We start from the raw sequence: 23,191 nt of genomic DNA, 5'->3' as shown, positions 1-23,191 counted from the left end.
GTGCCCGAGGTCGGGCGGGGCGATCTGACGCATTCCGAGTGGGCACGGCTCGCGCCACTGCTACCCGGCGACGGACGGCCGGGCGGACGGTGGAGCGACCACCGCACGGTGATCAACGGAATCCTCTTCCGTCTGCGCACAGGTGCGCCTTGGCGTGACGTGCCGTCGCAATGCGGGCCGCGGAAAACCGTCTACGAACGTCACCGACGCTGGTCGGCAGACGGCACTTGGGACAAGACCCTGCGCTCGCTCCTGGCGCACGCCGACGCGGGTTCAAGGCCACCGTCCCGGTCCCGGCGGACCGGGTCCGCAACCGCCTCAAGCTCGGCTCCCGCGGTGGGCGGCCGCCGACGTTCGGCAAGGACGACTACAAGCAGCGGCACGCGGTCGAGTGCGGGATCAACCGCCTCAAGCGCCAGCGGGCTCCGCATGTCTGATCGAGGGTGATCTGTTCGGTCTGCTCGGCGGCCTGGCCTGCGGAGACGAGGTCTTCGGCGTGATCGACGACTCCAGCCACCGGCTCAAGAACCGGCTCGCCGCCGTCGAGCGGGACACCCGGGTGGCACCTCACGTTGCTGCGCCGTCAGGTTCAAAGGACGAGTCCTCCGTTTACGGCGCGGAGGAAGAGCCGCTGGTGCCACTCGTTGGCGTCCGGCCCGGGGTCGGTGACCAGAACGGGGTTCGGGCCGTCGGCGACGAACGTCTGCACTTCGGGTCTCATAGGCGAATGATCGGCTGCCTTCATCACTGCGGGCAAGGCATTTGGGCCGGTCAAGCCGCTACTGCCCCGGCAAGCGAACCTGTCGGGAAAGCGGACCGCTTGTCGAATCAGCCAGGGCGTGCTGCGGGGTGGTCCTGTGGCCGGGTGGTCGGCTCTGGCGTGTAATGGAGGTACGGGGCGGGCGCCGGGGTACGACGGCCGCGCCACGCTCCGAGGCGATCGCAGCCGGAGGACTTCTCATGAAGTACCGCAGCCGAGCATTCATCGCAGCCGCCGGAACGGCGCTCTTCCTGTCCACGGCCTCTGTGGCCTACGCCGGTGGCAGCAGCCACGGTCCGGCAGACGGCTCCGACCAAGCGCGATCGGCGGTGAGCACCTCGTCCTCTGCGACGGTGTCCGCCCGGTCCGGTCCGCTCGGCAAGATCCTGGTCAACAGCAAGGGGCACACTCTCTACCTGTTCCAGTCCGACAAGAACAACAAGTCCACCTGCAACGGAGAATGCGCCAAGGCCTGGCCTCCGCTGAAGACGAACGGCAAGCCGACCGCCGGAGACGGCGTCAACGCCAAGCTGCTGTCGACCATCACGCGCAGCGACGGCTCGAAGCAGGTCACCTACAACGGGCACCCGCTCTACACGTTCGCCGACGACACCAAGGCCGGGCAGACCAACGGGCAGGGGCTCGATGCCTTCGGTGCCAAGTGGTACGTGCTGGGCACCGACGGCAAGCAGATCACCAAGGCGTCGCCGTCGTCACCGAGCGGCGGCTACTGACCGGGCCGCCCGGGGTGGCCTGCGGCGGGATCTGGCGCCTGTGCTGGAAAACGGCGCTGAACGCCCTCGGCATCACCTCGACGGCCGCCTTCAGCGGCCCGCCGGCTTCCTCGGCCCTCCGGTTGCTCCGGACCGTCGGCTGCTCCGGCCCGCAGGTTGCCTCGACTGCCTCGGTCACACGTCTCGTTCGGCGCTCCCCGGCAGAAGGGTGAGGTGGACCTGGCGGTGCGGCCGGGACCGTGCCCGTACGGGCGCCGGGGGTCAGCCGTCTTTGCGGCCCAGGACGCGACGGGCCGCTTCCGCCTCTGCCTCGGCGGGCGACAGCTCGTCGAGTGTGTCGAGTTCGGCGTCCGCCTCCAGCTCTCTTTCCCAGGCCGCGGCGAGGCGCTCCTGCTCGTCGCGCGGTTCGGCGTCGACGGTCCGGCGGTCCTCCGGGTTCAAAGCTGCCAGAAATCTAGACACCGAATCCATCGGCATGCCGTACTCCTCGTCGCCGGACAGCGTGTTGATGCGCTCAGCATGGTCGATCGACCTTCGGCCAGTCGTCTGACACGGCTTGGCGCTACCCGGATGGCCGCGGCCGGCCGGGGAGCGCTCTTGCCGCAGGGTCATGACGATGCGGCCCAGTCGATCAGCGGTCGGCCGCCGCGTCGTCGCTGTGCTCGTAATTGGCCAGCGCCAGCCCGAGGGCGAAGAAGGTGGGCGCCCACTCCCCCACGAAGATGCCCCAGCGGTCGGCCCGCTCCAGGTTCTCCTGCTTGTTGGACGCCAGCCAGGAGACGAGCGAAAGGCCGATGGAGCCGAAGGCCGCGGCGTAGGCGTGTTCACTCTGGATGCCCGCATCGTGCAACTTCTTCACGATCATTGCTTTCCCTCTCGTCACGGACCAGGCATCCGTTTTGGGATGCTTTCAACCCTTTCCGGTTTCGTGGCGTCCACGGATGCGAGGGCTGAGCACCCGCACACTTCTCCGTGACGGAGCTCGGCCCCGTCGCGGAGGACCGGGCGGGCTGCCGCCTGCCGCGGCCCCGCGCGCCCGCGCGGTCCAGGGCGGCGTGTGACGGCCGGGCGCCGTGGTCGGCGGGCACGGCTCACGGATCAGCGCTCGTGGGCCGGATGGAGAGCGGCCCGGGCTGCCCGCGGCCGGTCCTGGCCGCATCCAGGGATCGATCCCCTGCCGAAAAGGGGGTGAGTCGTCCGACGCCCCGGGCCGTCCGGGACACGGGAGGTGTGGCATGGTCATCAGCCGTGCGGGGATCCTGGTTCCCGGCGCGACGGGAGTCCTCGGCTCTGCCCTGGCTGTGCGCCTGCACGAGCAGGGAGCCGCCCTGGCCGTGGCCGGCCGCGACCGCGAAGGGCTCGCCCGCGTGTCCCGGGCCTGCGGAGACGCCCCCGCCCGCGCCTTCGATGCGTACGACCTCGAGCAGTGCGCACGCACGGTGGCCTGGGCCGCCGGGGAACTCGGCGGCCTGGACGCGGTCGTCGTCTGCGTCGGCGTCGCCGCCTTCGGACCGGCCGAGTCGGTGAGCGACGCGGTGGCCGAGCATCTGTTCACCGTCAACACGCTGGCTCCCCTGGCGTTCTTGCGAGCCGCCCTTGCCGTCGTCGAGCCGGGCGGCGTGATCGCGGCGATCACGGGCGTCGTCGCCGACTCGCCCTCGGCCGGCATGGCCGACTACTCCGCGTCGAAGGCGGGACTCGCGACGTGGCTGCGGGCGGTCCGGCGCGAGCAGCGGGCGTCCGGGGTCACGGTGCTGGAGATCCGTCTGCCCCATGTGGAGACGGGATTCGCCGGCCGCGCCGTTCTGGGAACACCTCCTGCGCTGCCGGCGGGGCTGCCCGTCGCCGAGGCGGTGGACGCCATCGTCGCCGCGCTCTCGGCCGGTGCCCGCGTGGTGAAGCCGGGCCGTGACGCGCCGCTCGACGCCGAGCGATAGAGCGGGCGGCCGAGGAGCCACCGTGCCCGACGGCAGGGCGCCCCGCCGGTCCCACCGGATTCTGCATCCCGTGGAGCCGGTCACCCCTCGCGCGCCGCGGGAATTGCGGCGGATGCTGCTCCGGCAGAACTGGCACGATCTGGTGTTCCTGCACTGGCCCGCGGACCCGTTCCAGGTGGCCGGGCTCCTGCCGGCCGGAACCGTCCCCGACCTTCACAACGGCCGTACGTACGTCGGCCTGGTCTTCTTCCGTATGCGCGATCTCGCCATCGGCGCCGCCCCGGCGATCCCGTACTTCGGGTCCTTCCACGAGGTCAACGTGCGTCTCTACAGCCGGGACGCGCTGGGGCGCCGCGGCGTGGTGTTCCGCTCGCTGGAATGCGATCGCCTGGTGCCCGTCCTGGCCGCAGACGCATCCTTCCGGCTCCCGTACCGGTGGTCCCGTATCCACAGCCAGTGGTTCGACAACCGCCTGCTGTACCGGAGCAGCCGCCGCGGAACACCGGACGCCGAGGCTCACGTGTGGCTCGAGGTATCCGGCGCACCCCTGGCCCCGGATCCGCTCGAGGAGTTCCTCACGAACCGCTGGGGACTGCACGGACACGCGTTCGGGCGCTCCTACTACCTTCCGAACACTCACCCGCAGTGGTCCTTTTGCCGCTGCTCCCTGCTCGGCTGGGACGACTCGCTCGTCGCAGCCGCGGGCCTGTCCCGGCCGAGGGAGGCGCCGGTCAGCGTGTTGTACGCGCCCGGTGTGCCGGTGCGGTTCGGAACGCCGGTGTCGTTGCCCGGCACCTGATGCCCGTGCGCACGGGGCCGTCGGTTCTGCGTGCCGGTGCCCGCTCCCCCATGACCGCGGGCAGGGGTCCGGCTCCCCCGGGCCCGTGCTCACGGACCTTGCCGGCCGGCTCGGCGACCCGTGGGACGGGCATGACCGGCAAGGGCTCGAGGGCGCGGGCGAGGGGCATGCGGACCGCCCGCGAAGCGGTCCCCAATACGACGCACAGTCGATGCAAGTTGCCCGCTGCATCGATATTGCGGAGGGTGGCAGAGCCGGAATCGCACCGCACGAACCGATGCGCCAGACATCGCGGACGGTACGGCCCTACAGCGGTCGCCCCCTTCGCGGACATGGCGCAGCCCGCCCTGTTCGAGGAGCAGTCGCCATGACCGCACAGCATCCGACCGGGCAGCCCCTCAGGGGTGCTCCGCTCACGGCTCCCGTTCAGGAGTCCCTCCGCGAGGAGGAACTGGCCACCGCGTTCGCCGGAGGCGACGAGCAGGCCCTTTCCGAGGTATACCGCCGATGGGGCCGGCTGGTGTACACCCTGGCCCTGCGCTCTCTGGGCGATGCGGCCGAGGCAGAGGACGTCACCCAGGTGGTGTTCCTCGCCGCCTGGCGGGGGCGGGCCGGCTTCGCACCCGAGCGGGGCGCCCTGGCGGCGTGGATCGTCGGAATCACCCGGCGCAAGATCGCCGACGCGTTGCACGCCCGGACACGCCGGGCCGATCTGGTGGCGGCGGCGGGGGCTGTCGTACGCACGCAGGATCGTTCCGGTGAGCCCGATGCGGTGCTGGACCGCGTGCTGATCAGCCACGAGTTGTCGAAGCTCCCTGCGACTCAGAGGCGCGTGCTCAGCCTCGCCTACTACAACGACCTGACGCAGACCCAGATCGCTGAGGTCACCGGCTTGCCGTTGGGAACGGTCAAGAGCCACACCCGTCGCGGACTGCACGGGCTGAACCGTCACCTCCGGGATGTGGCGGAGAACAGCCTCCGGCCGTGACCCTTCAGGCAGACGGACCGCCTCGCCGACGTACCGAACCCCGGGCCGGGAAACGTCCGCCGTGCGCACGGCGTCGCCCGCGCGGAACGTCTGCTCGCGCTCCCTGCCGGCCGCTTCGGCTCCGGGGCTCGGCCGACTGATCGCGCCACCTCGGGAAAACGGTGCAACCACTCGGCGACTTCCCAGGGAATGAAGGGACGAAAGGCAACAAAAGGTTCCGCTCTCGCGGGCCTGACTCCGGTAAGAGAAGGGACGGGCGATGAATCTCCAGGACGAACTCCCCCTCGACCACCACCTGGCCACCGTCTACAGGTGGGGGGCCGCCTTCTGCGGCGTGGTCCTGCTCGTCTTCGGCGCCCTCGGCTTCGCCGACGAGCTCAGCCCGTTCAACACGGACGGGGACAGCATCGCGGGCATGTCGACGAACGGGACCCTCAGCCTGATCTCCGTGGCCGTCGGCCTGGTCCTGATCGCCGGTGCCGTCATCGGCGGGAACGTCGCCTCCACGCTCAACATGACGGTGGGCACACTGTTCCTGCTCAGCGGATTCGTCCACATCTTCATCCTGGACCGGCCCGCCAACATCCTCGACTTCGGCATGACCAACGTCATCTTCAGCTTCGTCATGGGGCTGGTGATCCTGACGTTCGGCATGTACGGGCGCGTGTCGAGCAAGCTGCCCCACGACAACCCGTACTGGCAGCGCCGCCATCCGCGCGAGGCCGCCCGGGAGTCCCTCGCCCGGCGCCGGCAGCCGGCCCCCGCGGCGGCGCTGCCGACCGGCACGGACCGGTCGGCCCTGCCGCCGGGAGCCGCCAGGTCTCCCGGCTCGCGACACGGCCGCTGAGCCGTCCGGGCCCGGCCACGACCCGTTCGGCACCGCAGTGTCCCGCACACCCCTCCGGCCGGACGAGGCAGCGGGCCGGGCAGACACAGGGCACGGTGACGGTGGTTCAGGTCCGGTCAGCGGTGGGAGTGGCGGCGCTTTCGGGCTGCCACGGACGAAGCGGCACGACGACCGGGACCGGGGTGGGCACGGGAGCGGGGACGGCCGGAACACAGGCGCGGGCTCTTGCCGGTGAGCGTCGGGACGCCTGGCTCGCCGACCCGTGTCCGCGAGCCTCGCCAGGCCTTCCGTCCTCCACTTCTGCCGGCTCGTCCACCCCTCGCCGCCCGCCTCCGAGAGAGACGTCAGGCGTGTGCGTGGCGAGAGGGCGCTGCCGTTCGCTGCGGCACCGCACGGCGGCCGGGGCCGGCAGAGGCCACAGCCACCGTCCGCAGGCGCCGCAGCCACAGGGACGCCGTAAGGAGGAGGCCGGTGAAGATGGCCAACAGCATGACGGATATCCACATCTGCCGGCCCCCAGGAGACTGCCAGCCCGTCCAGAGGGCCGACACCGCCCACAGAACGACGCCCGCCGCATAGAAGGCACGGACCCTGCGCAACTGCCGCATGGCCCGAAGGGACAGGAAGCGATCAGTCTTGGATGCCATGCCGGTGCGTGTACCCCCGCGCAGGCGATCCAGCGCCTCGATTCGTTTCCCTTCTTCGGCAACGTCCGGCAGCACAGTCGCCGGCGCTCCCGGCGACGTCAGGCAGGAATGGGCTCTGCTCGCTGTGATGTTCTTGCAGCTCGCCCGGATCAGCAGCGGCCGGGCGTCGTCCTCCGCGGTCCGGACCGCGTGATCACCACGCTGACCCTCGCCAGCCGGGAGGCGACCCTCGTCGACGCGGCCGTCGCATGCTCGGGTGCGGGCCTTTGCGCCGGGGAGGGTGTCAACGCGTCGCGGTTCCGGGCACCGGGCCACGTACGGGCATGATCCCGTGGAGCCGACGGGGTTTGGGGGCGTCCAGCATGGTGACGCCGTTGTAGCGGCGGCTGCGGAAGAAGAGCACCGGAGCGGCGACGAACGTGACGGCGATCGAGACGACACTGACGGGGAACAGGGTCGGGAGCGACTGTCCCTCGGGAAGCGTGCGGCCGCCCTCGTGGACGGCATAGGCGAATGCGGCAAAGAAGACCACGAGACTGAGGACAGCCAGAACCAGCAGAAGTGCGCGGGTTCGGCGGGTGCGCCCCTCGGTTCGGACCTCGGCCAGCAGGGATGCGTCGCACACGGGGCAGGTCAACTCGACGCTCTGCCTGCCGGATGCCGGTCGGCGCACGCGGTACAGGCTGTCCCGCCATGTGATCCTGCGGGTTCGGGTGAGGACGCCGGTGGTCCGGTCGCTGAGGATGTGGCGCACCGAGACTTCCACAGTGCCTGGTATCGGTCGGTTCACGTCCCTACAGCCCCCCCCCTGTCACACGCCCCGATATGGACGCAGAAGTCACAGTGTCGGGCGCGCGGCGGCGAGGGATCAACAACTCGCGAGAGGCTTTGCCTCAACCATGCCTTCCGGGTGGGAGGTCGGCTGCGCTGCCGGCCTGGCAGCACACAGGTCCGGTTGCGCGGGCAGATCACTTTCTCGGCTTGCGAAGGGTCGCCCGTCACGGCCCTCAGCGGCAGCGGTCGGCGGCTGCCGCCGCTGCCGGCGGAAGGCCGTGGCTTTCCGGATGACGCCTCGGACGGGCTGCGAGGTGAGTTCGCAGGCTGTGGCGGCCCCCGCGACGTGCACGGGACCACGTGGCTGACCTGGACCGAGCCGAGCATCGCGGACTGGCAGGAGACCGACGCCTCAGACACGCGGACGCGCGCGTCAGCCGCAGGCAGCGACACGCACCGGGGCCGGGTCTGAGGCTTCGCGACCAAGGGCGAACCGGCCGTCTTCCGTCTCACCAGAGGCACGTCACGGCCCCCGTCATGTTTTCCGCGGTCCGGCAAGGGGACCGCCGGCCTCCAGACCCGGCGTGAGCGGTCCCCCTGTCGAACCGGGCACAACGTGGATGCGCACATACGACGCCAACGCCCTGGCCGGCACAGCACAAACCCCGTCGAGGACCCCGCCCCCGGGACCTGCCGCGCCGTTGTCAGCTCGCCGCGGTGAAGGTGTAGCTTCCCGCCGGCAGGTGGAAGCTCGCCGGCCCTGCCGGAACGGCCTGGGCGGGCGCCACGATCGACTGCGGCCGTGAGGTGGGTACGGTCACGGCCGCGTAGGTGTTGACGGGCACGGTGACCCGCAGTTCCAGTCGCCCGCCGGAGACCGACCAGCCGCTCGACGCGCTGCCGAAGGGCGTGTCGTACGTGGTGTCGGCGGAGGTCAGTCCGCCGCCGGGCCGCGGTGCGACGCGCAGGGAGGCGTAGCCGGGGCTCGCCGGACCGAGGCCGCCGATCTGGCGGTAGAGGAAGTCGCCGACCGATCCGAGACCGTAGTGGTTGAACGAGTTCATGCCCGGATCGTTGAACGATCCGTCGGTCCGGATGCCGTCCCAGCGCTCCCAGATCGTGGTGGCACCGTGATCGATCATGTAGCCCCAGCCGGGAAAGCCCCGCTGGAGCAGGATCCGGTACGCGGTGTCGAGGTGCCCGTGGTCCGCCAGTACGGGCAGCAGGTTCTCGACGCCGAGGAAGCCGACGCTGAGGTGCCCGTTCGTCGCGGTGACCTTGGCGGCCAGCTTGTCCGCGGCCGGCTGGACCAGGGACGCGGGCAGCAACTCGAAGGCCAGGGCCAGCACGTAGCCGGTCTGGGTGTTGCCGCGGACGGTCCCGTCGGCGGTGACGAAGCGCGCGGTGAAGGCCGCCGCCACCTGGTCGGCGAGCCGTCCGTAGGAGGTGGCCTCGGCCGTGCGGCCGGTGGCCGCCGCCATCCGTGAGACCAGGCGCGCCGACCAGGAGAAGTAGGCCGTGCAGATGACGTCCTGCGCCGTGTTGTCGTCGACGTTGAGCCAGTCGCCGAAGGTCTGCCGGTCGCGTATCAGGTCGCTCCCGGCGGTGCCGCGCAGATAGTCGACCCAGCGCGCCATCGCCGGGAAGTGCCGGTCGACGACGCTGAGATCGCCGAAACGCTGCCACAGCGTGTACGGGATGATCACGCCGGCGTCACCCCAGCCGGCCGTGCCGGAACCACCGATCACCGCGGGCGCCACGTCGGTGAAGGCGCCGTCGGACTGCTGGGCGTCCGTCAGGTCGTCGGCGAACTTGGCGAGGAGGCCGTGGCTGTGCAGGTTGAAGGTGGAGGTGGCGCAGAAGGCGGCGATGTCGCCCGTCCACCCCAGGCGCTCGTCGCGCTGAGGGCAGTCGGTGGGGATGGAGAGCATGTTGCCGCGTTCGCCCCAGACGATGTTGTGCTGGAGCTGGTTGATCAGCGCGTCGGAGGTGCTGAACGTGCCCGGCTGTGCCGCGTCGGTCCACACCGCGCGACCCGTGACGGTGCTGCCGTCCGGGCTGAACCCGGCCGGCGCTCCGCTGAGTTCGACGTAGCGGTAGCCGTGGACGGTGAACCGGGGTTCGTACGTCTCCACTTCCCCGGTACCGGCGAGGGTGAACCGGTCGGTGGCCTGGGCGGCGCGCAGGTTGGTGGTGTAGAGCGTGCCGTCGGGGTTGAGGACCTCGCCGTGCCGGACGGTGACCGTGGTTCCCGCGTCACCGCTGAGCGCGATCCGGTTCCAGCCGGTGAAGTTCTGCCCCAGGTCGAAGATCCACACCCCTGGCAGGGGCTGGGTGATCGACACGGGACTGAACTCGTGCTGGACGGTGACACCATTGTCGACCTGCGCGACGAGACGGGGCGTGGTCCCGTCGTGGACGGTGGCACCGGCCCAGTCCTTGTCGTCGAAGCCGGCGGCGTCCCATCCGTCGACGTGCAGACGAGCGTCGTAGGACTCGCCGTCGTAGAGGTCGTCCACCGTGATCGCGCCCGTGCTCGTCTTCCAGGTGCCGTCCGTCGTCACCCACTGGGTACTGCCGTCGGTGAAGGTGATGAGCAGCTGCGCCGCGTACCACGGCCGGGTGCCGTAGTGCCGGCTTCCGGCGAAGCCCAGACTGCCGGAGTACCAGCCGTTGCCCAGCCAGGCGCCGAGCACGTTGGCCCCTTGCCGGATGTCTGGTGTCACGTCAAAAACCTTGTACTGAAGGCGTTTGCCGTAGTCGGTCCATCCGGGGGCCAGCACGTCGTGGCCCACCTTCGCCCCGTTGAGCCGGGTCTCGTGAAGACCCAGCGCGGTGGTCAGCAGCCGGGCGGCGGCCACCTCCTTGTCCACGGTGAAGCTCTTGCGCAGCAGCGGCGCGGGGCTGACGACCCGCACACCGGATCCCCACGGACCGGCGCCGTACGCCGCGACCGCCCGGGCCGCCGGCCAGCCGCCGTCGTCGTACCCGGGGGTCTGCCAGCCGGAGGGCCCGCTCTGGAACGACTTCCACGACGCGTCGGTGACGATGGTCGGGCCCCCGGTCACCGTCAGCTTGGCGATGATCGCGGCGGGAGACTGACTCGTGTTGCGGGCGGCGACCGCGATCACGTTGCGGCCGCTCGTGAGGCGGGCGGTGACATCGACGAGGGCGGCGCTCTTCCACGAGTCGGTGACGCGAGGCGAGGAACTCACCAGCGTTCCGTTGACCCATACGTCGGCGGTGTCGTCCCCGGTGACGACCAGCGTCGCGGCGGTGGGCGCGTCCGTCAGCGTGAAGGCGCGGCGGAAGTACCGGGTCTCGGCGGGACGCCCCGCCGCGGGATCGCCCTCGGGGTACCAGATCCAGCCCGCCCCCGACAGGTCCGGGCCCGCCGGCCGTCCGATGAACGCGGCACGCCATTCGTCGGCCGGTGCCAGTAACCCGGTCTCGAACCACTCCGGCTCGCTCCACGTGCCCGAACGGCCCTGGGAGTCCCATACGCGTACGCGCCAGAAGTAGCGGGTCAGACTCGCCAGGGGCCGGCCGGCGTAGGCGATGTCGATCTGCCGGCCGGACGGGACACGCCCGCTGTCCCACAGGTCACCACCGCCGGCGGCCGTGGAGGAGACCTGGATCTGATAGCCGGCCTGCCGCTGCTGGCGCTCCGTCGAATCGAGCCGCCAGCCGAACCGCGGCCGCGCGGTGTCCACCCCCAGTGGGTTGTCACGGCGCTCCACGGTGCGGCCGGCCACGCTCAGCGGCGACGGGGCCGCGAGGTCGGGAGCGACGACGGCGGTGTACCAGGGGGCGACTCCGTAGGCGCCCAGGTCCCGGGCGGCGGGCCAGCCTCCGTCACCGAAGCCGGGCTGCTCCCACCCCTCGGGCACGTCCTTGCCCGCCGACCAGCCGCTGCCGGTGACGACGTCGGTCGTGCCGCCCGCGGACAGGACACGGACCCGCCCGATGACGCCGGCGGGGCCGCCCTGGTTGCGGACTGCCAGAGCGAGGGTGTTGACACCGGTCGTCACGGCGGGCCGCAGGTCCACGTAGAGGGCCCTGCGCCAGGAATCCGCGCCTCTGGGAGAGCCTGCCAGGGGTGTTCCGTTGAGCCAGACGTCGACCGTGTCGTCGCCCGTGACGACGAGCTGCGCGTCGGTCACCTCGCCCTGGGCGACGGTGAACCGGGTGCGGAAGTAACGGTGTCCGACGGGGGCGTCGGTGCCCGGATCACCTTCCGGGTACCAGATCCAGTGCGCCGGGGAGAGGCCGACGGGCAGTGCCCGCGGTGCATCGGTGGCCGCCCGCGCGCGGGCGGGGAGCGCACCGACGGCCCCCGCGGCGAGCGCGCCCACGGCCAGCGCCGATCCTGCGCCGAGGAAGCCGCGCCGGCTGAAGGCGGAACGGGCGCGGGGGGTGGGCGAGTCGGGGCCGTGAGGGGTGGGCGAGTCGGGGCCGTGGGGGGTGGTCTGACTGGCCAACGGAGTACTCCTTCACACACGTCGGGCGAGGCAGGACGGCTCGGTTGTACGGCGGACACGGACGGGAGCGGCCGGTTCCGAAGTGGGATTGAAACGTTTCAACAAGCTGGTGCGGTCGTACCGTACGAGAGTCACCAAGGGGGGTCAAGGGGTTCGGCACACCGTTCGGGACGGCCCCACGCCCGCCTCGCGCGCACCTCGGCGCACTCGCCACGCACACTCGGCCTCGAACACCCGGCGAGGAAGCCCGCGCGATCGGCAGGATCCGGCGACACCGGCTGCGGAGCGCGGTGACGCACACTGGAAAGGCACCCCGTCGAGGTGCTCCGAGATCGTTGAGGGAACCGTCGGCGGCCGGGATCCTGCGGCACGGACCCCTGCGGCACGGACCGGGAGGGCCATGACACCAGGTACGACACCAGGTATACCCGGACGACAGTGGGGCGCACTGCGTCGGCGTGCCGTGCGCCTCCTGGCGAAGCCGCGACGCCTCCCCGCACCGGCTCCTCCCCCGCGCTCCGCCCAGCTGCGGGCGCTCACCGCCCTGCTGGACGAGGCGGTGGCGGCGCAGGCACCGGCGGACCGGACGGTGGCGGCCTGCGGCGAACCGGGCCCCCTCGCCGGGCAGACCGCCCGGGAAGCCGGACGACAGTACAGGGTCCTGCACCGGCTGCACGCGCGCGTGCGCGATCTGCCGCTGACGGAGGCCGATCTCGTCCGGGCCCAGGAGTACGCGGGACGCCTGCTCTCCTACGGCCAGTGGATGATGCGCGAGGCCATGGACCTCGCCTTCCCCTCGAACCCGCGTCCGAGCGTCGAGGCGGCCCGGCTCCACCTCAACGGCCTGGGAAGGCCCGCCGACGACCTGCGCAGGCTCCGCGACGCCCTCCGCTCCGAGTGCGGCGACGGACCCGCGGGGCCAGGGCACTGAGCCGGACGGCCGTCGCGGACGGTGGTCCGCGTCGTACGGGAGCGGGCCGCACCGGTCAAGGCCAGGACGCCGCAGAACTCTGCGATCCGGCCGTCGCGGGCGGTGCGGTGCCGTTCGGCGCGGACCCACGCGTTCCGTGCGGTTCGGTGCCGTGACGCAGTCGGCCGACCGTCATGGGCGGCGGCGACGCGTACCCGGGCCCCTTCGGGCCGAGAGCCGGATACGCGTCGACGCCACCGGTCCGGTGGACGCCGCCGTCCGGCTCGGCGGACGGCGGCGCTGTCCGGTTCAGCGAAGCGTGCGCTCCAGTCGCTCCGCCACCAGCTTCACGAAACGCCCCGGGTCCGTCGGCCGCCCGCCCTCCGCGAGCACCGCGAGTCCGTACAGCAGGTCGGCGGTCTCGGAGAGCCCGGAGCGGTCCTCACCCTCCTGGTACGCCTGGTTCAGACCCTGGACCAGGGGGTGAGCGGGGTTGAGTTCGAGGATCCGCCGGGCGGACGGAATCTCCTGGCCCATGGCCCGGTACATGCTCTCCAGCGCCGGAGTGAGGTCATGGGCATCGGAGACCACACAGGCCGGGGAGACCGTCAGCCGGGTCGACAGGCGGACGTCCTTCATCTCCTCCCCGAGGTGTTCCTTCATCCAGCCCAGCAGGGCGGCGTACGTCTCGGCCTGCTTCTCCCGCCCGCCGTCGGCCTGTTCGCCGCCCTGGACGTCGAGATCGATCTCGCCCTTGGCGACGGACCTCAGCCGCTTGCCCTCGAACTCGCCCACGACGTCGACCCACACCTCGTCGACGGGGTCGGTGAGCAGCAGGACCTCGACACCCCGGTCCCGGAACGCCTCCATGTGCGGGGAGTTCTCGATGGTCTGCCGGGACGTGCCGGTCATGTAATAGATGTCGTCCTGACCGTCCTTCATCCGCTCCACGTACTGCTGGAGCGTGGTCGGCGCCTCCTCGTCGTGGGTGCTGGCGAAGGACGCCACGGCCAGCAGGGCGTCGCGGTCGTCGGTGTCGCCGAGCAGGCCCTCCTTCAGCACGGCACCGAACTCCCGCCAGAACGCGGCGTACTTGTCGGCGTCGTTCGCCTTCATCTCCTTGACCGAGGACAGGACCTTCTTGGTCAGCCGGCGCTGGATCATCCGGATGTGCCGGTCCTGCTGGAGGATCTCCCGGGAGACGTTGAGCGAGAGGTCCTGCGCGTCGACGACACCCTTGACGAAGCGGAGGTGGGGCGGCAGCAGCGCCTCGCAGTCGTCCATGATCAGTACGCGCTTGACGTACAGCTGCAGACCGCGGCGGAAGTCCCGGGTGAACAAGTCGTGGGGCGCGTGAGCCGGAAGGAACAGCAGCGCCTGGTACTCGAAGGTGCCCTCGGCCTGGAGGCGGATCGTCTCCAGGGGATCGCGCCAGTCGTGGCTGACGTGCTTGTACAGCTCGTGGTACTCGTCGTCGGAGACCTCGTCGCGCGAGCGTGCCCACAGCGCCTTCATCGAGTTCAGTGTCTCGGGTTCGGGCGTTTCCTCGCCGTCGGTCGCCTGCGGGAGGAGCCGGACCGGCCAGGTGATGAAGTCGGAGTACCGCTTGACGATCTCCTTGATCTTCCAGGCGGAGGTGTAGTCGTGCAGCTGGTCGTCGGTGTCGGCAGGCTTGAGGTGGAGCGTGACGGCACTGCCCTGCGGCACGTCGTCGACCGTCTCCAGGGTGTACGTGCCCTCACCTCGCGACGACCACCGCGTGCCGCTGCGCTCCCCGGCACGCCGGGTCACCAGGGTCATCTCGTCGGCCACCATGAAGCCGGAGTAGAAACCGACGCCGAACTGTCCGATGAGCCCCTCGGCCCCGGCCGCGTCCTGTGCCTCCTTCAGCTCCTGGAGGAAGGCGGCCGTGCCCGAATTGGCGATGGTGCCGATGAGCTTGCCGACCTCGTCGTACGACATCCCGATGCCGTTGTCCCGCACGGTGAGCGTACGGGCCTTCTGGTCTAGCTCGATCTCGATGTGCGGGTCGGACGTGTCGGCGTCGAGCCCGTCCTCCCGCAACGCGGCAAGACGCAGCTTGTCGAGCGCGTCGGAGGCGTTGGAGACGAGCTCGCGCAGGAAGACGTCCTTGTTCGAGTAGACCGAGTGGATCATCAGCTGGAGCAGCTGGCGTGCTTCTACCTGGAACTCGAACGTTTCGGTCGCCATGCTTCGTATTCCTCACAGGTTCCTGGGTGGCCGAATCGGGCGACAGCCACTGTAAGACACCAAGTCGACGCATTGTCACCGCCGTTCGCCGCGCGGCGCCCGCATCTGTGTCTGCGTCAGACGGACCTCACCGTGGGCGCGCCCGCCCCGGCCGTCCCGCCAGGACGTGGGGCAGGTGCCCCGCGCGGTCGCGGCCCCGGCGTCGGCAAACTGGAGCAGGAGCGTCTCGTCCACCGGGCCCGCCCGCACTCCCGCTTCGGCCGCTCCTGGCGCCGCGAAGTCCCGCCGGCACCCGCCCACCGCCCCATCACACGTACGGAGGGGCGACCAGCAAGGTGTTGCGGATCGCCTCGACGATCTCAGGCTGGTGCTGCACCAGGTAGAAGTGGCCGCCCGGCAGCAGTGTCAGGTCGAACGAACCGGCGGTGTGGTCGGCCCACAGCTTCATCTCGCCCTCGTCGACCTTCGGGTCCTGCGCGCCGAGGAATCCGCGGATCGGACAGGCCACGGGCGGGCCGGGCACGTAGCGGTAGGTCTCGATGAGGCGGTAGTCGTTGCGCAGCGGGGGCATGATCATCTCGATGATCTCGGGATCGTCGAACATCCGGCTGTCCGTGCCCTCCAGGCCGCGCAGTTCGGCCAGCACGTCTTCCTGCGACATGGCGTGCACCCGCTCGCCGCGGTTGACCGGCGGAGCGCCGCGGCCAGACGCGAAGAGCGCCGTCACGGGCGTCGGGGAGTCTTCGAGGAGGCGGATGACCTCGAAGGCCACCGCCGCCCCCATGCTGTGCCCGAAGAACGCCGTCGGTACGGCCGGTTCCCCGCACAGCGCCTCGGCGACATGGGCGGCGAGGTCTTGCAGCGTGGCGGGGAACGGGTCGGCCCTGCGGTCCTGCCGCCCCGGGTACTGGACGGCGACGATGTCGATCTCCGGGGCCAGGGCACGCGCGAGCGGCATGTAGAAGCTGGCGGAACCGCCCGCGTGCGGCAGGCAGACGAGCCGGTGGCGGGCGTCCGGGGCGTTCGCGTAACGGCGCAGCCACGCCTGCCGGTCCGTGGACGGTTTCGGGGTCGGGGCGTACATCAAGGTTTCTCCAGAGTGCGGAAGGCGAAGCGCCGAGGCGGAGGTCGCCCGCGGCGGTGGGTGCGTCAGTGGGCGACCGCGGCCCCCGGTTCGGTGACCGCGGTGTGCTGCTCCACGACCCGGCTCGGACGCGCCGGCCCTGTCACCGGCGCCCGAGCCTGTGTGTCCACTCCCAGCAGGCCGGCCACCTCGTCGGCGACGGACGTCGCGTCGCGGCCGACGCAGTCGACCCGGTGCACCGTGACGCGGCCGGAGAGCCGGTCGAGCACGTCGTCGTAGGCGTGGGCGAGCCCGGTGAGCAGCCGGGCGTCCTCGTGCAGTTCGGTGCCGTTCCGGCGGCTGCGGGTGCGCCGCAGTGCCTCGTCGACCGGAAGGTGGAGCCGTACCACGACGTCCGGCGGGGCGGTCGAGAACATGTCGGCCAGGCGCTGCGCCAGTTCCTCGCGGGGCGCGGCGGCGAGCCGCAGCAGGTCCAGGCCGAGCGCCCACGGATCCGTACCGCCCGAGCAGGCTTCCAGCCAGTCCCGCACCTCGCGCGCGGTCTCCGGACCCTGCTCCGCCCACCAGCGCCGGACGGCGTCGCCGGGATCGGGATCGCCCGCGATCCGCGCGAACATCGGCAGATAGACGAGGGGGTCGACCAGCGGGTGCCTGTCCGCCAGGACGATCGCGCCACGCTGCGTGGCGCGGCGCTCGGCCGGGGCGTACTGGCACAGTTGCAGATAGAGCACCGCGACCTTCAGCGGCGAACTGCCGATCAGGTCCGCGGCGGCGGACGCCCGCGCCAGGTGCAGGGAGCGCGTCGCCTCGGGGCTGTCCGGGTCGTCGTGCGCGCGGATCGCGTGGACGACGGAAACGCCGGGCACGGTGCTCAGCAGCCGCGCCACCGTCGTCTTGCCGGTGCCGTCGATGCCCACCAAGGCGGCCCGCATCTCACTCACCGTCCCGGGCGGCTTCCAGGTTCCACAGGTGGAACGTGGTGTCCAGCACGGCCGGGAGGAACGGCAGTTCCCGGTGGCTGTGCGCGGCGGTGTACAGCTGGAGGCGGCTCAGGAGCATCTCACGCAGCGCGAGCCCGTAGCCGCGCCGCCACTGTTCCGGCTGCGGCACGGTCGCGTCCGGTCCGGCCGCGGCGGCGACCGCGGCGCGGTGCACCTCCAGGTGGTGGTCGACCTCGTCGGTGGTGCTGTGCGGGGTGAGGGTGAAGGCCAGCAGTTCGGCCAGGTCGCGCTGGGGCACTGCGACGGTGGCCAGTTCCCAGTCGTAGGCGGTGACGCGCTCGCCCTGTCGGCTGATGTTGCGGGGGTTGAAGTCGTTGTGGACGAGTGTGCGGGGCATCGCGTCCATCTCCTGCACCCAGAACTCCGCCTCGGCCGCCGCCGCGAGCGCCGTCCTGGTGCGCTGCGGCGTCATCAGTTCGGGCAGTTCCGCGGCGTTGTGGCGGACCAGCGCCTCCCACAGTTCGCGTGCCTTGACGAGGTGGGCGGTCGTGCCGTCGCGGTACAGCCAGCCCTCGGCCAGGATCTGCTGGTCGCGTCCGAGCCAGTGCCCGTGCACGGGGGCGATGGCGCGCAGCGCGCGGTCCACGTCGGTGCGGCTCCACGGCCCGGTCGTGATGTCCAGGCGTTCCATGAGGATCACGTACGCTTCGCGCGCCTCGTCCTCGATGATGCCGTAGCAGACCGGGAGCAGGCTGGTCAGTACGCCTTCGGGCCGCCGGAAGACGGCCAGTTCGCGCCGGTGGGCGGCAGGGAAGTCGCTGCCGCCGCCCCAGGTCTCCCAGGCCGAGGACACCTCGGGGCCGCACAGCGAGGCGATCCGGCCGATGCCGGCGGCGATCTCCTCGCCGCGCGGTTTGGCCTTCGCCACCAGTTCGGCGGTGGTCCGCGGGCCGTCGTCCTCGGTCCAGCTCACGGTCATGGGGATGACGCCGGTCAGCTTGCGCCGTTCGCCGAGGGCGCCGAGTTCGGTGGAGATGCCGTCGCCGACCATCGCCGGCGCCCGTACGACGTCGGTGACGCGCAGCCGGGGGCTGTCGAGCCGCTCGGCCATGGCCGGCTGGAGGAGGCCGGGGCCGAGGTCGTCGGCGCGCAGCCAGTCCACCCGCCGGGCCCGGCCCAGCCGCCGGTGCGCATCGGCGAACTGGCCGCTGACCAGGGCCGACGCGGTCGACACGTCGAGCGCCAGGGCGAAGCCGGCGATGATCTCGGCCAGCCGGGCCGTGCCGCCTTCGCCACGGCATCCGAGGACGCCGAGCCAGTCGCGCTGGTCGGGCAGGCCGGTGCCGCCGCCGACGGTGCCGATCACGAGGTTCGGCAGCAGGAGCGTCGCGATCAGGTCGTCGCCGTCGGAGTCGAAGGAGAGCACGGACACAGCGGACTCGTGCACGCAGGCGATGTCCTGTCCGGTGGCCACGAACAGCGCGGCGATCACGTTGGCCGCGTTGATGCCGTACCCGGTCATGCCGGCCTGCTGGGCTCCGATGACGGCGACCCGGTGTCCGCGGGCGATCGCCGCCGGGGTGGTCTTCAGGACCGAGGCGACCACGTCGCCCGGGATGACGCACTCGGCGGTGACCCGGGTGCCGCGGCCGGCCAGCAGCGAGACCGAGCTGACCTTCTTGTCGCTGCTCAGGTTGCCTTCGAGCAGCGTGTTGCGCGGTCGCAGCCCGGGCTCGTCGGCGAGCACCTCGTTCAGCCAGGTGCAGATCTGCCAGGTGGCCGCGGTGGTCATGTTCTGTCCGGCCGCGTCCGCGGTCTCGAAGACGAACCGCACGTGCAGGTAGCGGCCGATCTGGTACGGATCGACCGCGACCAGCCGGGCGTGCTGCGAGACCAGCCGGACCTGGTCCTCCAGCTGCGGGCGGCGGGTGCCGAGCCAGCGGCTGAAACGGGCGGCGCCGGCCAGGTCGTCGAACTCGAAGGCGGGGGCGCGGCTCATCCGCTGGGAGAGCACCCGGGTGGACACTCCGCCGGCCAGGCTCAGGGCGCGTGCGCCGCGCGAGGCGGAGGCGACGAGCGCGCCCTCGGTGGTGGCCATCGGCGCGACGACGGCTTCCTGGACGCCCTGGCCGCGGAATTGCAGCGGTCCGGCCAGCCCCACCGGGACCTCGACCGATCCGGCGAAGTTCTCCAGGTTCCCGGTCAGCGACGCGGCCTCGATCGCCGTGTGTGCGGCGGAATCGAGGGTCGCGCCGGTCCGGGCGAGCAGCCATGCCAGCCGCGCTGCGCGGGCCTGTTCGGTGTACCGGCCACGGCCCGGTATCGCGTCGTCGGTCACGCGTGTGCCCTTTCGTCGGCGGTGATCCGCGCCCAGCTGTCGGGCGTGGGCTGGAAGATCCTGTCCTTGACGCGGGTGCGGCGCTGGCCGGAGCGGATCGCGTGCTCCCACTCGCGCTGGAAGGCGTCCTGGTGCACCTGGAGCACCTCGACGGGGGCCAGGGCTCCGGCGTCGCGCGCCGCGCGGTATCCGTCGGCGGTCTCGCCCAGGTGCTTGTCCAGCAGCGTCGCGAAACCGGCGGGCAGCGGTCCCGGCAGTGCGGAGGCGATCGCCGCGCGGAACCGGTCCGTGCCGGTCTCGACCGTCGCGTTGCGCAGCTCCGCCCCGGTGTCGGCCAGGGCGCCGGCCAGGGCGCGGACCACCGCGCGTTCCGTCAGGTCCACGCCGCCGGCCGTGCGCAGCACGTCACGTCCGGTGTAGGAGATGCGCGGCGTACGCCCGACGTGGTCGACGACGTGCACGACGTCGTTGACGGCGCACCGGTACAGGCCGCCGATGTGGCTGAGTACGAGGTGGTAGTCGCGGCCGGGTTCGAGTTCGGCGGCGGTCACGGTCGGGCTGTCCTCGCGGATCGGCTCGGCGGCGTCGGCGAACTCGAAGTAGCAGCCGGGCAGATAGAGCGGGGCGGCGTTGGGATGGTCGTCGACGGGGACGGCGACCGGGCCCTCCGAGGATCCGATCGGCGCGGCGAACAGGCGTACGCCGGGACCGTAGCGTTCGCGCACGCGCGGCAGGTAGAGCGAGGCGAGGGCGCTGTTCCACGCGACGGCGGCCCGGAGGTTGGGCCACAGGTGGTACGGGTCCAGGGCGCCGTACTCGTCGGCGCGGCGCGCGATCTGCTCGGCGCGCCGCGGATCGGGCGTGGTGTGCGGCACTCCGCCGACCGTGCCGCGGGCGATCTCCTCGACGATCCGGGGCCACTGGGCGGCCAGTTGGTAGGGCAGCCCGGCGATCAGGGCCGGGTTGACGCCGATCAGGACCTTGATGTCCCGTTCGGCGGCGAGCCGCAGCTGAAGGTACGCCCGCTCCCATGGGTCGGCGTCGGAGAGCTGCTCGGGGATCGTGGCCCAGGCGGCGCCGTCCTCCGGCCCGCCGCCCTCGCCGAAGAGCCGGTGGTCGATCTGGCTGGGGCCCAGATGCGGCCGGCCGTCGGCGGTGCGCGCGTGCGGCGAGGTCGGATCGCGCCACAGGTTCAGCACGCCGCCGGGGTCCGCGGCGAGGTCGGGGAACGCGCCGAGCAGGACGGCGAAACTGGCGTGGTAGAAGGGCAGGAAGCAGCGTTTCATGTAGGTGGGCGTGACCGGGATGCGCTTCTCCCGGCCGGTGCTGCCGCTGGAGGAGAAGAACGCGACCGGCCGCTCGGCGGTCAGGACCCCGTCCTCGCCGGCAATCGCCCGCTCGATCCAGGGACCGAACGCGCTCTGCGTGCGGATCGGCAGGGCCTTGCGGAACTCCTCGGCGCCGCTTCGCTCGTTCAGACCGTGCTCGCGCAGGTAGCTCGTCGCACCGTTCGCCGCGAGGAGTTCCGCGAGGACCGTCTGCTGGGTCTGCTCGGGATGGTCGAGCGTGGCGAGGAACCTGTGGTGTTCGGTCAGAATGCGTTCGGTGTGCAAGCTTTCCCTCCAGCGCGGTCGGAGAAGAGGGCCCCGTACAGGCGGAGCCGCTCGGGGTGGGCGGTGTCGTGCGTGATCCGGCTCTCGACGCGGTGGGCGCGGGCCGGGTCGAGCGCGGCGCGCAGCCGCGGTGCGTCGAGCGCCGGGCGGTGCGTCACGTGCACGGTGTCGCCGGGACGGACCAGACCGCGCAGCGCGGCCTCGGCGAAGAGGTGATGGGTGTGGACGAGGTAGTCCACGACGGTGACGTCCGCGGTCGCCATCACCGCCTCGGCCCGGAATCCGGTGTCGGGGCCGGGCAGCCGCACGGTGAACGGCTCCGGCGCGGGGGCCGGAGCCGGAGCCGTGAAGGCGCGCAACAGCCGTGCCAGGTTCTTCAGTTGCGCCGTCGGCACCGGGCCGTACCAGCTCAGCGCGTTGTCGGGGGTCGCGTACCCGTCCGGGAACCGGGCCGCCACCGTGGCGGGCCGGCCCGCCAGGAAGATCGTGCGGGTGAACGTCCGCAGCCATGCGTCGGCCGGCTGCTCGGGGAGCGAGAGCGCGAAGTCGAGGACGCCGCGGACGAACGACTGCGGGGTCAGGGTGTCCACCACGACCGCCACGGTGTGGAAGTGGTGTCCCGGTTGGTCGTCGAGGCGGGCCAGGCGGGCCGCCGCGGAGGCTTGCAGCAACGTCTGGAGCGAACCATCCGGGTCTTCGACGTCCGGGACGTCGATGTCCTGGACGTCGATGTCCGTGAGTGCGGGGTCGCTCACGCGGGGTGCGGTCCGTCCGGTCATACGAGCACCTCGCGCAACAGGGCGGGCAGCGGCGCCGGGCGCCGTCCGAGCAGCGAGCAGGCCAGGCGGTGCGGGTCGGCATAGCCGTGCGGGCTGAGCGGCAGCACCGGGTCCTCCCGTTCGTCCGGCGGCCCCAGGGCCAGGATCCGGGCCGCGCGCCCGACGCAGCGGCGCAGCAGGTCGACCCGGAAGGACTGGCTGCACTGCCGGTCGAGCAGACCGACGAAGTAGAGGCGCATGCCGAGCCGGTAGGCGTCCGCGTCCGCCGACCCGGAGATGGCCGACAGGTCCGAGAGCGTCGACCCGGTCCACCCGCCGTACTTGCTGGAGACGACCTTGCCGCCGATCGGCACCCGGCTGAGCGGGAGCCTGGTGGTGTCGGCGCCGAACTCGGCCAGGATCCGGTCAAGGAGCAGGTAGTCGACGGCGAGCCCTTCGTCGAAGAGCAGGAGGAAGAGCCTGCCCGGCGCGACGGCGGGCAGCAGCGAGCGCAGGATCGGCAGCAGGTAGTTCGCGTGGCCGTCCGCCGAGACGATCTGCCGGATCGGCACGCCCCAGCGGGCGCCGTCCAGGTAGACGGGCCCGCCGTGCGGCCTGTGGTCGATGAGCAGCCCGCGGTCCGCGAGGGCCGCCAGGGCACGCCGCTCCGACCAGGTCAGCGGGCGGGTGTCGGTCAGGCCGGGGTCGCGCACGTGCAGCAGGTCGAGTTCGGTGCGCCACAGCTCCAGCAGGCGGTGGGAGGCCGGATGGATCCAGCCGTCCCGCTCGATCCGGGCGAAGTAGGGGTCGAGTGCGCGCGCGTCGATCGTCGGGCGGCCGCGGTGGAACTCGACGTAGCGCCGGCCGATCGCGGTCTCGTCCTCGCCGGACCAGTCGGTGTCCGGTTCCGTGCGGTCCAGGTGGTTCCAGAACGCCGTGGTCTGGGTCGTCAGCGTGGACATCCGCGGATTCCAGACCAGGGTGGTGGGGCCGAGGGTGGCCGTCGCCTTGAACAGGGCGTCGGCCCACAGCAGGCCTTTGACGTGGGTGGGGGTCAGCGGCTTGGTGGGGGTGATCGTCACCGGGGCGATCACGAACTCCCTCGCGGCGCGGCGGGCGTCGGGATGCGCGCGGTGTGCGCGGCTCGCGGGTGTGCGCGGGCCGGTCGTCGCGGTTCGTGCAGTGCTCGGGGTGCGTACGGTGCTCGAGGTGCGCAGGGTGGTGCTCATGGGTGGCTCCTGTCGACTCCTGTCGATGCCTGCCGCGGCCGGGCGGTCGGGCGGACGAGGTCGTGCGCGGCGCGCGACGTGCCGGTCGCGGCGCAGGATGTGCCGGTCGCGGCGCGCGCCGCGTGGGCCGTGGCGCGCGC

19 protein-coding genes and 1 pseudogene are annotated in these 23,191 nt (G+C 71.7%); 8 read left to right on the top strand and 12 right to left on the bottom strand.

Annotation, left to right across the window (positions count from 1 at the left end; translation table 11 throughout):
* Together CW362_RS44655 and CW362_RS44650 are read left to right on the top strand one after the other, a co-directional pair.
* Positions 1 to 279, top strand: a pseudogene (locus tag CW362_RS44655) (transposase); the annotation flags it as partial.
* On the top strand, positions 228 to 437 hold the full coding sequence (locus CW362_RS44650; RefSeq protein WP_240657928.1) for a hypothetical protein: 210 nt from the start codon (positions 228 to 230) through the stop codon (positions 435 to 437). The pseudogene CW362_RS44655 and the gene CW362_RS44650, both read left to right, overlap by 52 nt.
* Positions 438 to 589: 152 nt before the next feature.
* Here the strand turns inward: CW362_RS44650 and CW362_RS45305 are convergent, their stop codons facing one another.
* A complete protein-coding gene (locus CW362_RS45305) occupies positions 590 to 721 on the bottom strand; it encodes a hypothetical protein (RefSeq protein WP_276313683.1) in 132 nt (43 codons plus the stop codon).
* A gap of 239 nt (positions 722 to 960) precedes the next feature.
* Between CW362_RS45305 and CW362_RS20110 the strand changes: the two genes are divergently transcribed.
* Positions 961 to 1,494 (top strand): COG4315 family predicted lipoprotein, encoded by a 534-nt coding sequence (locus CW362_RS20110; RefSeq protein ID WP_103550889.1) that lies wholly within the window; start codon positions 961 to 963, stop codon positions 1,492 to 1,494.
* A 261-nt stretch (positions 1,495 to 1,755) separates the two neighbouring features.
* Here the strand turns inward: CW362_RS20110 and CW362_RS44645 are convergent, their stop codons facing one another.
* Together CW362_RS44645 and CW362_RS20095 are read right to left on the bottom strand one after the other, a co-directional pair.
* Entirely contained in the window at positions 1,756 to 2,106 is a 351-nt protein-coding gene (locus tag CW362_RS44645) for a hypothetical protein (protein WP_240657913.1), read from the bottom strand.
* Between the two features lie 19 nt (positions 2,107 to 2,125).
* Positions 2,126 to 2,359, bottom strand: coding sequence for a hypothetical protein (locus tag CW362_RS20095; RefSeq protein WP_103550887.1), 234 nt, complete (start codon positions 2,357 to 2,359; stop codon positions 2,126 to 2,128).
* Positions 2,360 to 2,729: 370 nt separating this feature from the next.
* Between CW362_RS20095 and CW362_RS20090 the strand changes: the two genes are divergently transcribed.
* From CW362_RS20090 to CW362_RS20075, 4 genes are all read left to right on the top strand, one after another.
* Positions 2,730 to 3,431 carry an SDR family NAD(P)-dependent oxidoreductase gene (locus CW362_RS20090; RefSeq protein ID WP_103550886.1) on the top strand — a complete coding sequence of 234 codons (702 nt, stop codon included), beginning with the start codon at positions 2,730 to 2,732 and terminating at the stop codon, positions 3,429 to 3,431.
* Positions 3,432 to 3,543: 112 nt separating this feature from the next.
* Complete coding sequence (locus CW362_RS20085) at positions 3,544 to 4,230, top strand: YqjF family protein (RefSeq protein WP_103550885.1); 687 nt, start codon at positions 3,544 to 3,546, stop codon at positions 4,228 to 4,230.
* A gap of 367 nt (positions 4,231 to 4,597) precedes the next feature.
* Positions 4,598 to 5,218, top strand: coding sequence for a sigma-70 family RNA polymerase sigma factor (locus CW362_RS20080; protein WP_103550884.1), 621 nt, complete (start codon positions 4,598 to 4,600; stop codon positions 5,216 to 5,218).
* A gap of 259 nt (positions 5,219 to 5,477) precedes the next feature.
* A complete protein-coding gene (locus CW362_RS20075) occupies positions 5,478 to 6,065 on the top strand; it encodes a DUF4383 domain-containing protein (RefSeq protein WP_103550883.1) in 588 nt (195 codons plus the stop codon).
* A 930-nt stretch (positions 6,066 to 6,995) separates the two neighbouring features.
* On the opposite strand, the gene CW362_RS20065 is transcribed toward CW362_RS20075, so the two are convergent.
* Entirely contained in the window at positions 6,996 to 7,466 is a 471-nt protein-coding gene (locus tag CW362_RS20065; RefSeq protein WP_240657911.1) for a hypothetical protein, read from the bottom strand.
* A 724-nt stretch (positions 7,467 to 8,190) separates the two neighbouring features.
* A complete protein-coding gene (locus CW362_RS20055; protein ID WP_103550881.1) occupies positions 8,191 to 11,967 on the bottom strand; it encodes a family 78 glycoside hydrolase catalytic domain in 3,777 nt (1,258 codons plus the stop codon).
* Between the two features lie 400 nt (positions 11,968 to 12,367).
* Here CW362_RS20055 and CW362_RS20050 point away from each other — a divergent pair, with 400 nt between their 5' ends.
* Positions 12,368 to 12,898 (top strand): hypothetical protein, encoded by a 531-nt coding sequence (locus CW362_RS20050; RefSeq protein WP_240657909.1) that lies wholly within the window; start codon positions 12,368 to 12,370, stop codon positions 12,896 to 12,898.
* A 288-nt stretch (positions 12,899 to 13,186) separates the two neighbouring features.
* Here CW362_RS20050 and htpG read toward each other — a convergent pair whose 3' ends face one another.
* From htpG to CW362_RS20020, 7 genes are all read right to left on the bottom strand, one after another.
* Positions 13,187 to 15,088 (bottom strand): molecular chaperone HtpG, encoded by a 1,902-nt coding sequence (gene htpG, locus CW362_RS20045; protein WP_103550880.1) that lies wholly within the window; start codon positions 15,086 to 15,088, stop codon positions 13,187 to 13,189.
* A 307-nt stretch (positions 15,089 to 15,395) separates the two neighbouring features.
* Positions 15,396 to 16,172, bottom strand: a complete 777-nt coding sequence (locus CW362_RS20040; RefSeq protein ID WP_103550879.1) for a thioesterase II family protein — start codon at positions 16,170 to 16,172, stop codon at positions 15,396 to 15,398.
* Positions 16,173 to 16,237: 65 nt separating this feature from the next.
* Positions 16,238 to 17,104: a hypothetical protein gene (locus CW362_RS20035; protein ID WP_103550878.1), complete on the bottom strand. Its 867-nt coding sequence runs from the start codon at positions 17,102 to 17,104 to the stop codon at positions 16,238 to 16,240.
* Position 17,105: 1 nt separating this feature from the next.
* Positions 17,106 to 19,451: a phosphotransferase gene (locus CW362_RS44635; RefSeq protein WP_240657907.1), complete on the bottom strand. Its 2,346-nt coding sequence runs from the start codon at positions 19,449 to 19,451 to the stop codon at positions 17,106 to 17,108.
* Positions 19,448 to 21,064, bottom strand: coding sequence for a GH3 family acyl-acid amido synthetase (locus CW362_RS20025; RefSeq protein ID WP_162684152.1), 1,617 nt, complete (start codon positions 21,062 to 21,064; stop codon positions 19,448 to 19,450). The genes CW362_RS44635 and CW362_RS20025 overlap by 4 nt, the downstream gene beginning before the upstream one ends.
* A complete protein-coding gene (locus CW362_RS43365; protein ID WP_162684151.1) occupies positions 21,043 to 21,843 on the bottom strand; it encodes a DUF6182 family protein in 801 nt (266 codons plus the stop codon). Before CW362_RS43365 ends, CW362_RS20025 begins: the two co-directional genes overlap by 22 nt.
* Entirely contained in the window at positions 21,840 to 23,051 is a 1,212-nt protein-coding gene (locus tag CW362_RS20020; protein WP_103550876.1) for a hypothetical protein, read from the bottom strand. The genes CW362_RS43365 and CW362_RS20020 overlap by 4 nt, the downstream gene beginning before the upstream one ends.
* Between the last annotated feature and the right edge of the window lie 140 nt (positions 23,052 to 23,191).

The sequence above is a fragment of the Streptomyces populi genome (genome assembly GCF_002911015.1).
In the GTDB taxonomy this organism is placed as follows: Bacteria; Actinomycetota; Actinomycetes; order Streptomycetales; family Streptomycetaceae; genus Streptomyces; species Streptomyces populi.
Note: the sequence above shows the minus strand (reverse complement) of the source record. Positions and strands in the feature narration are given on the sequence as shown.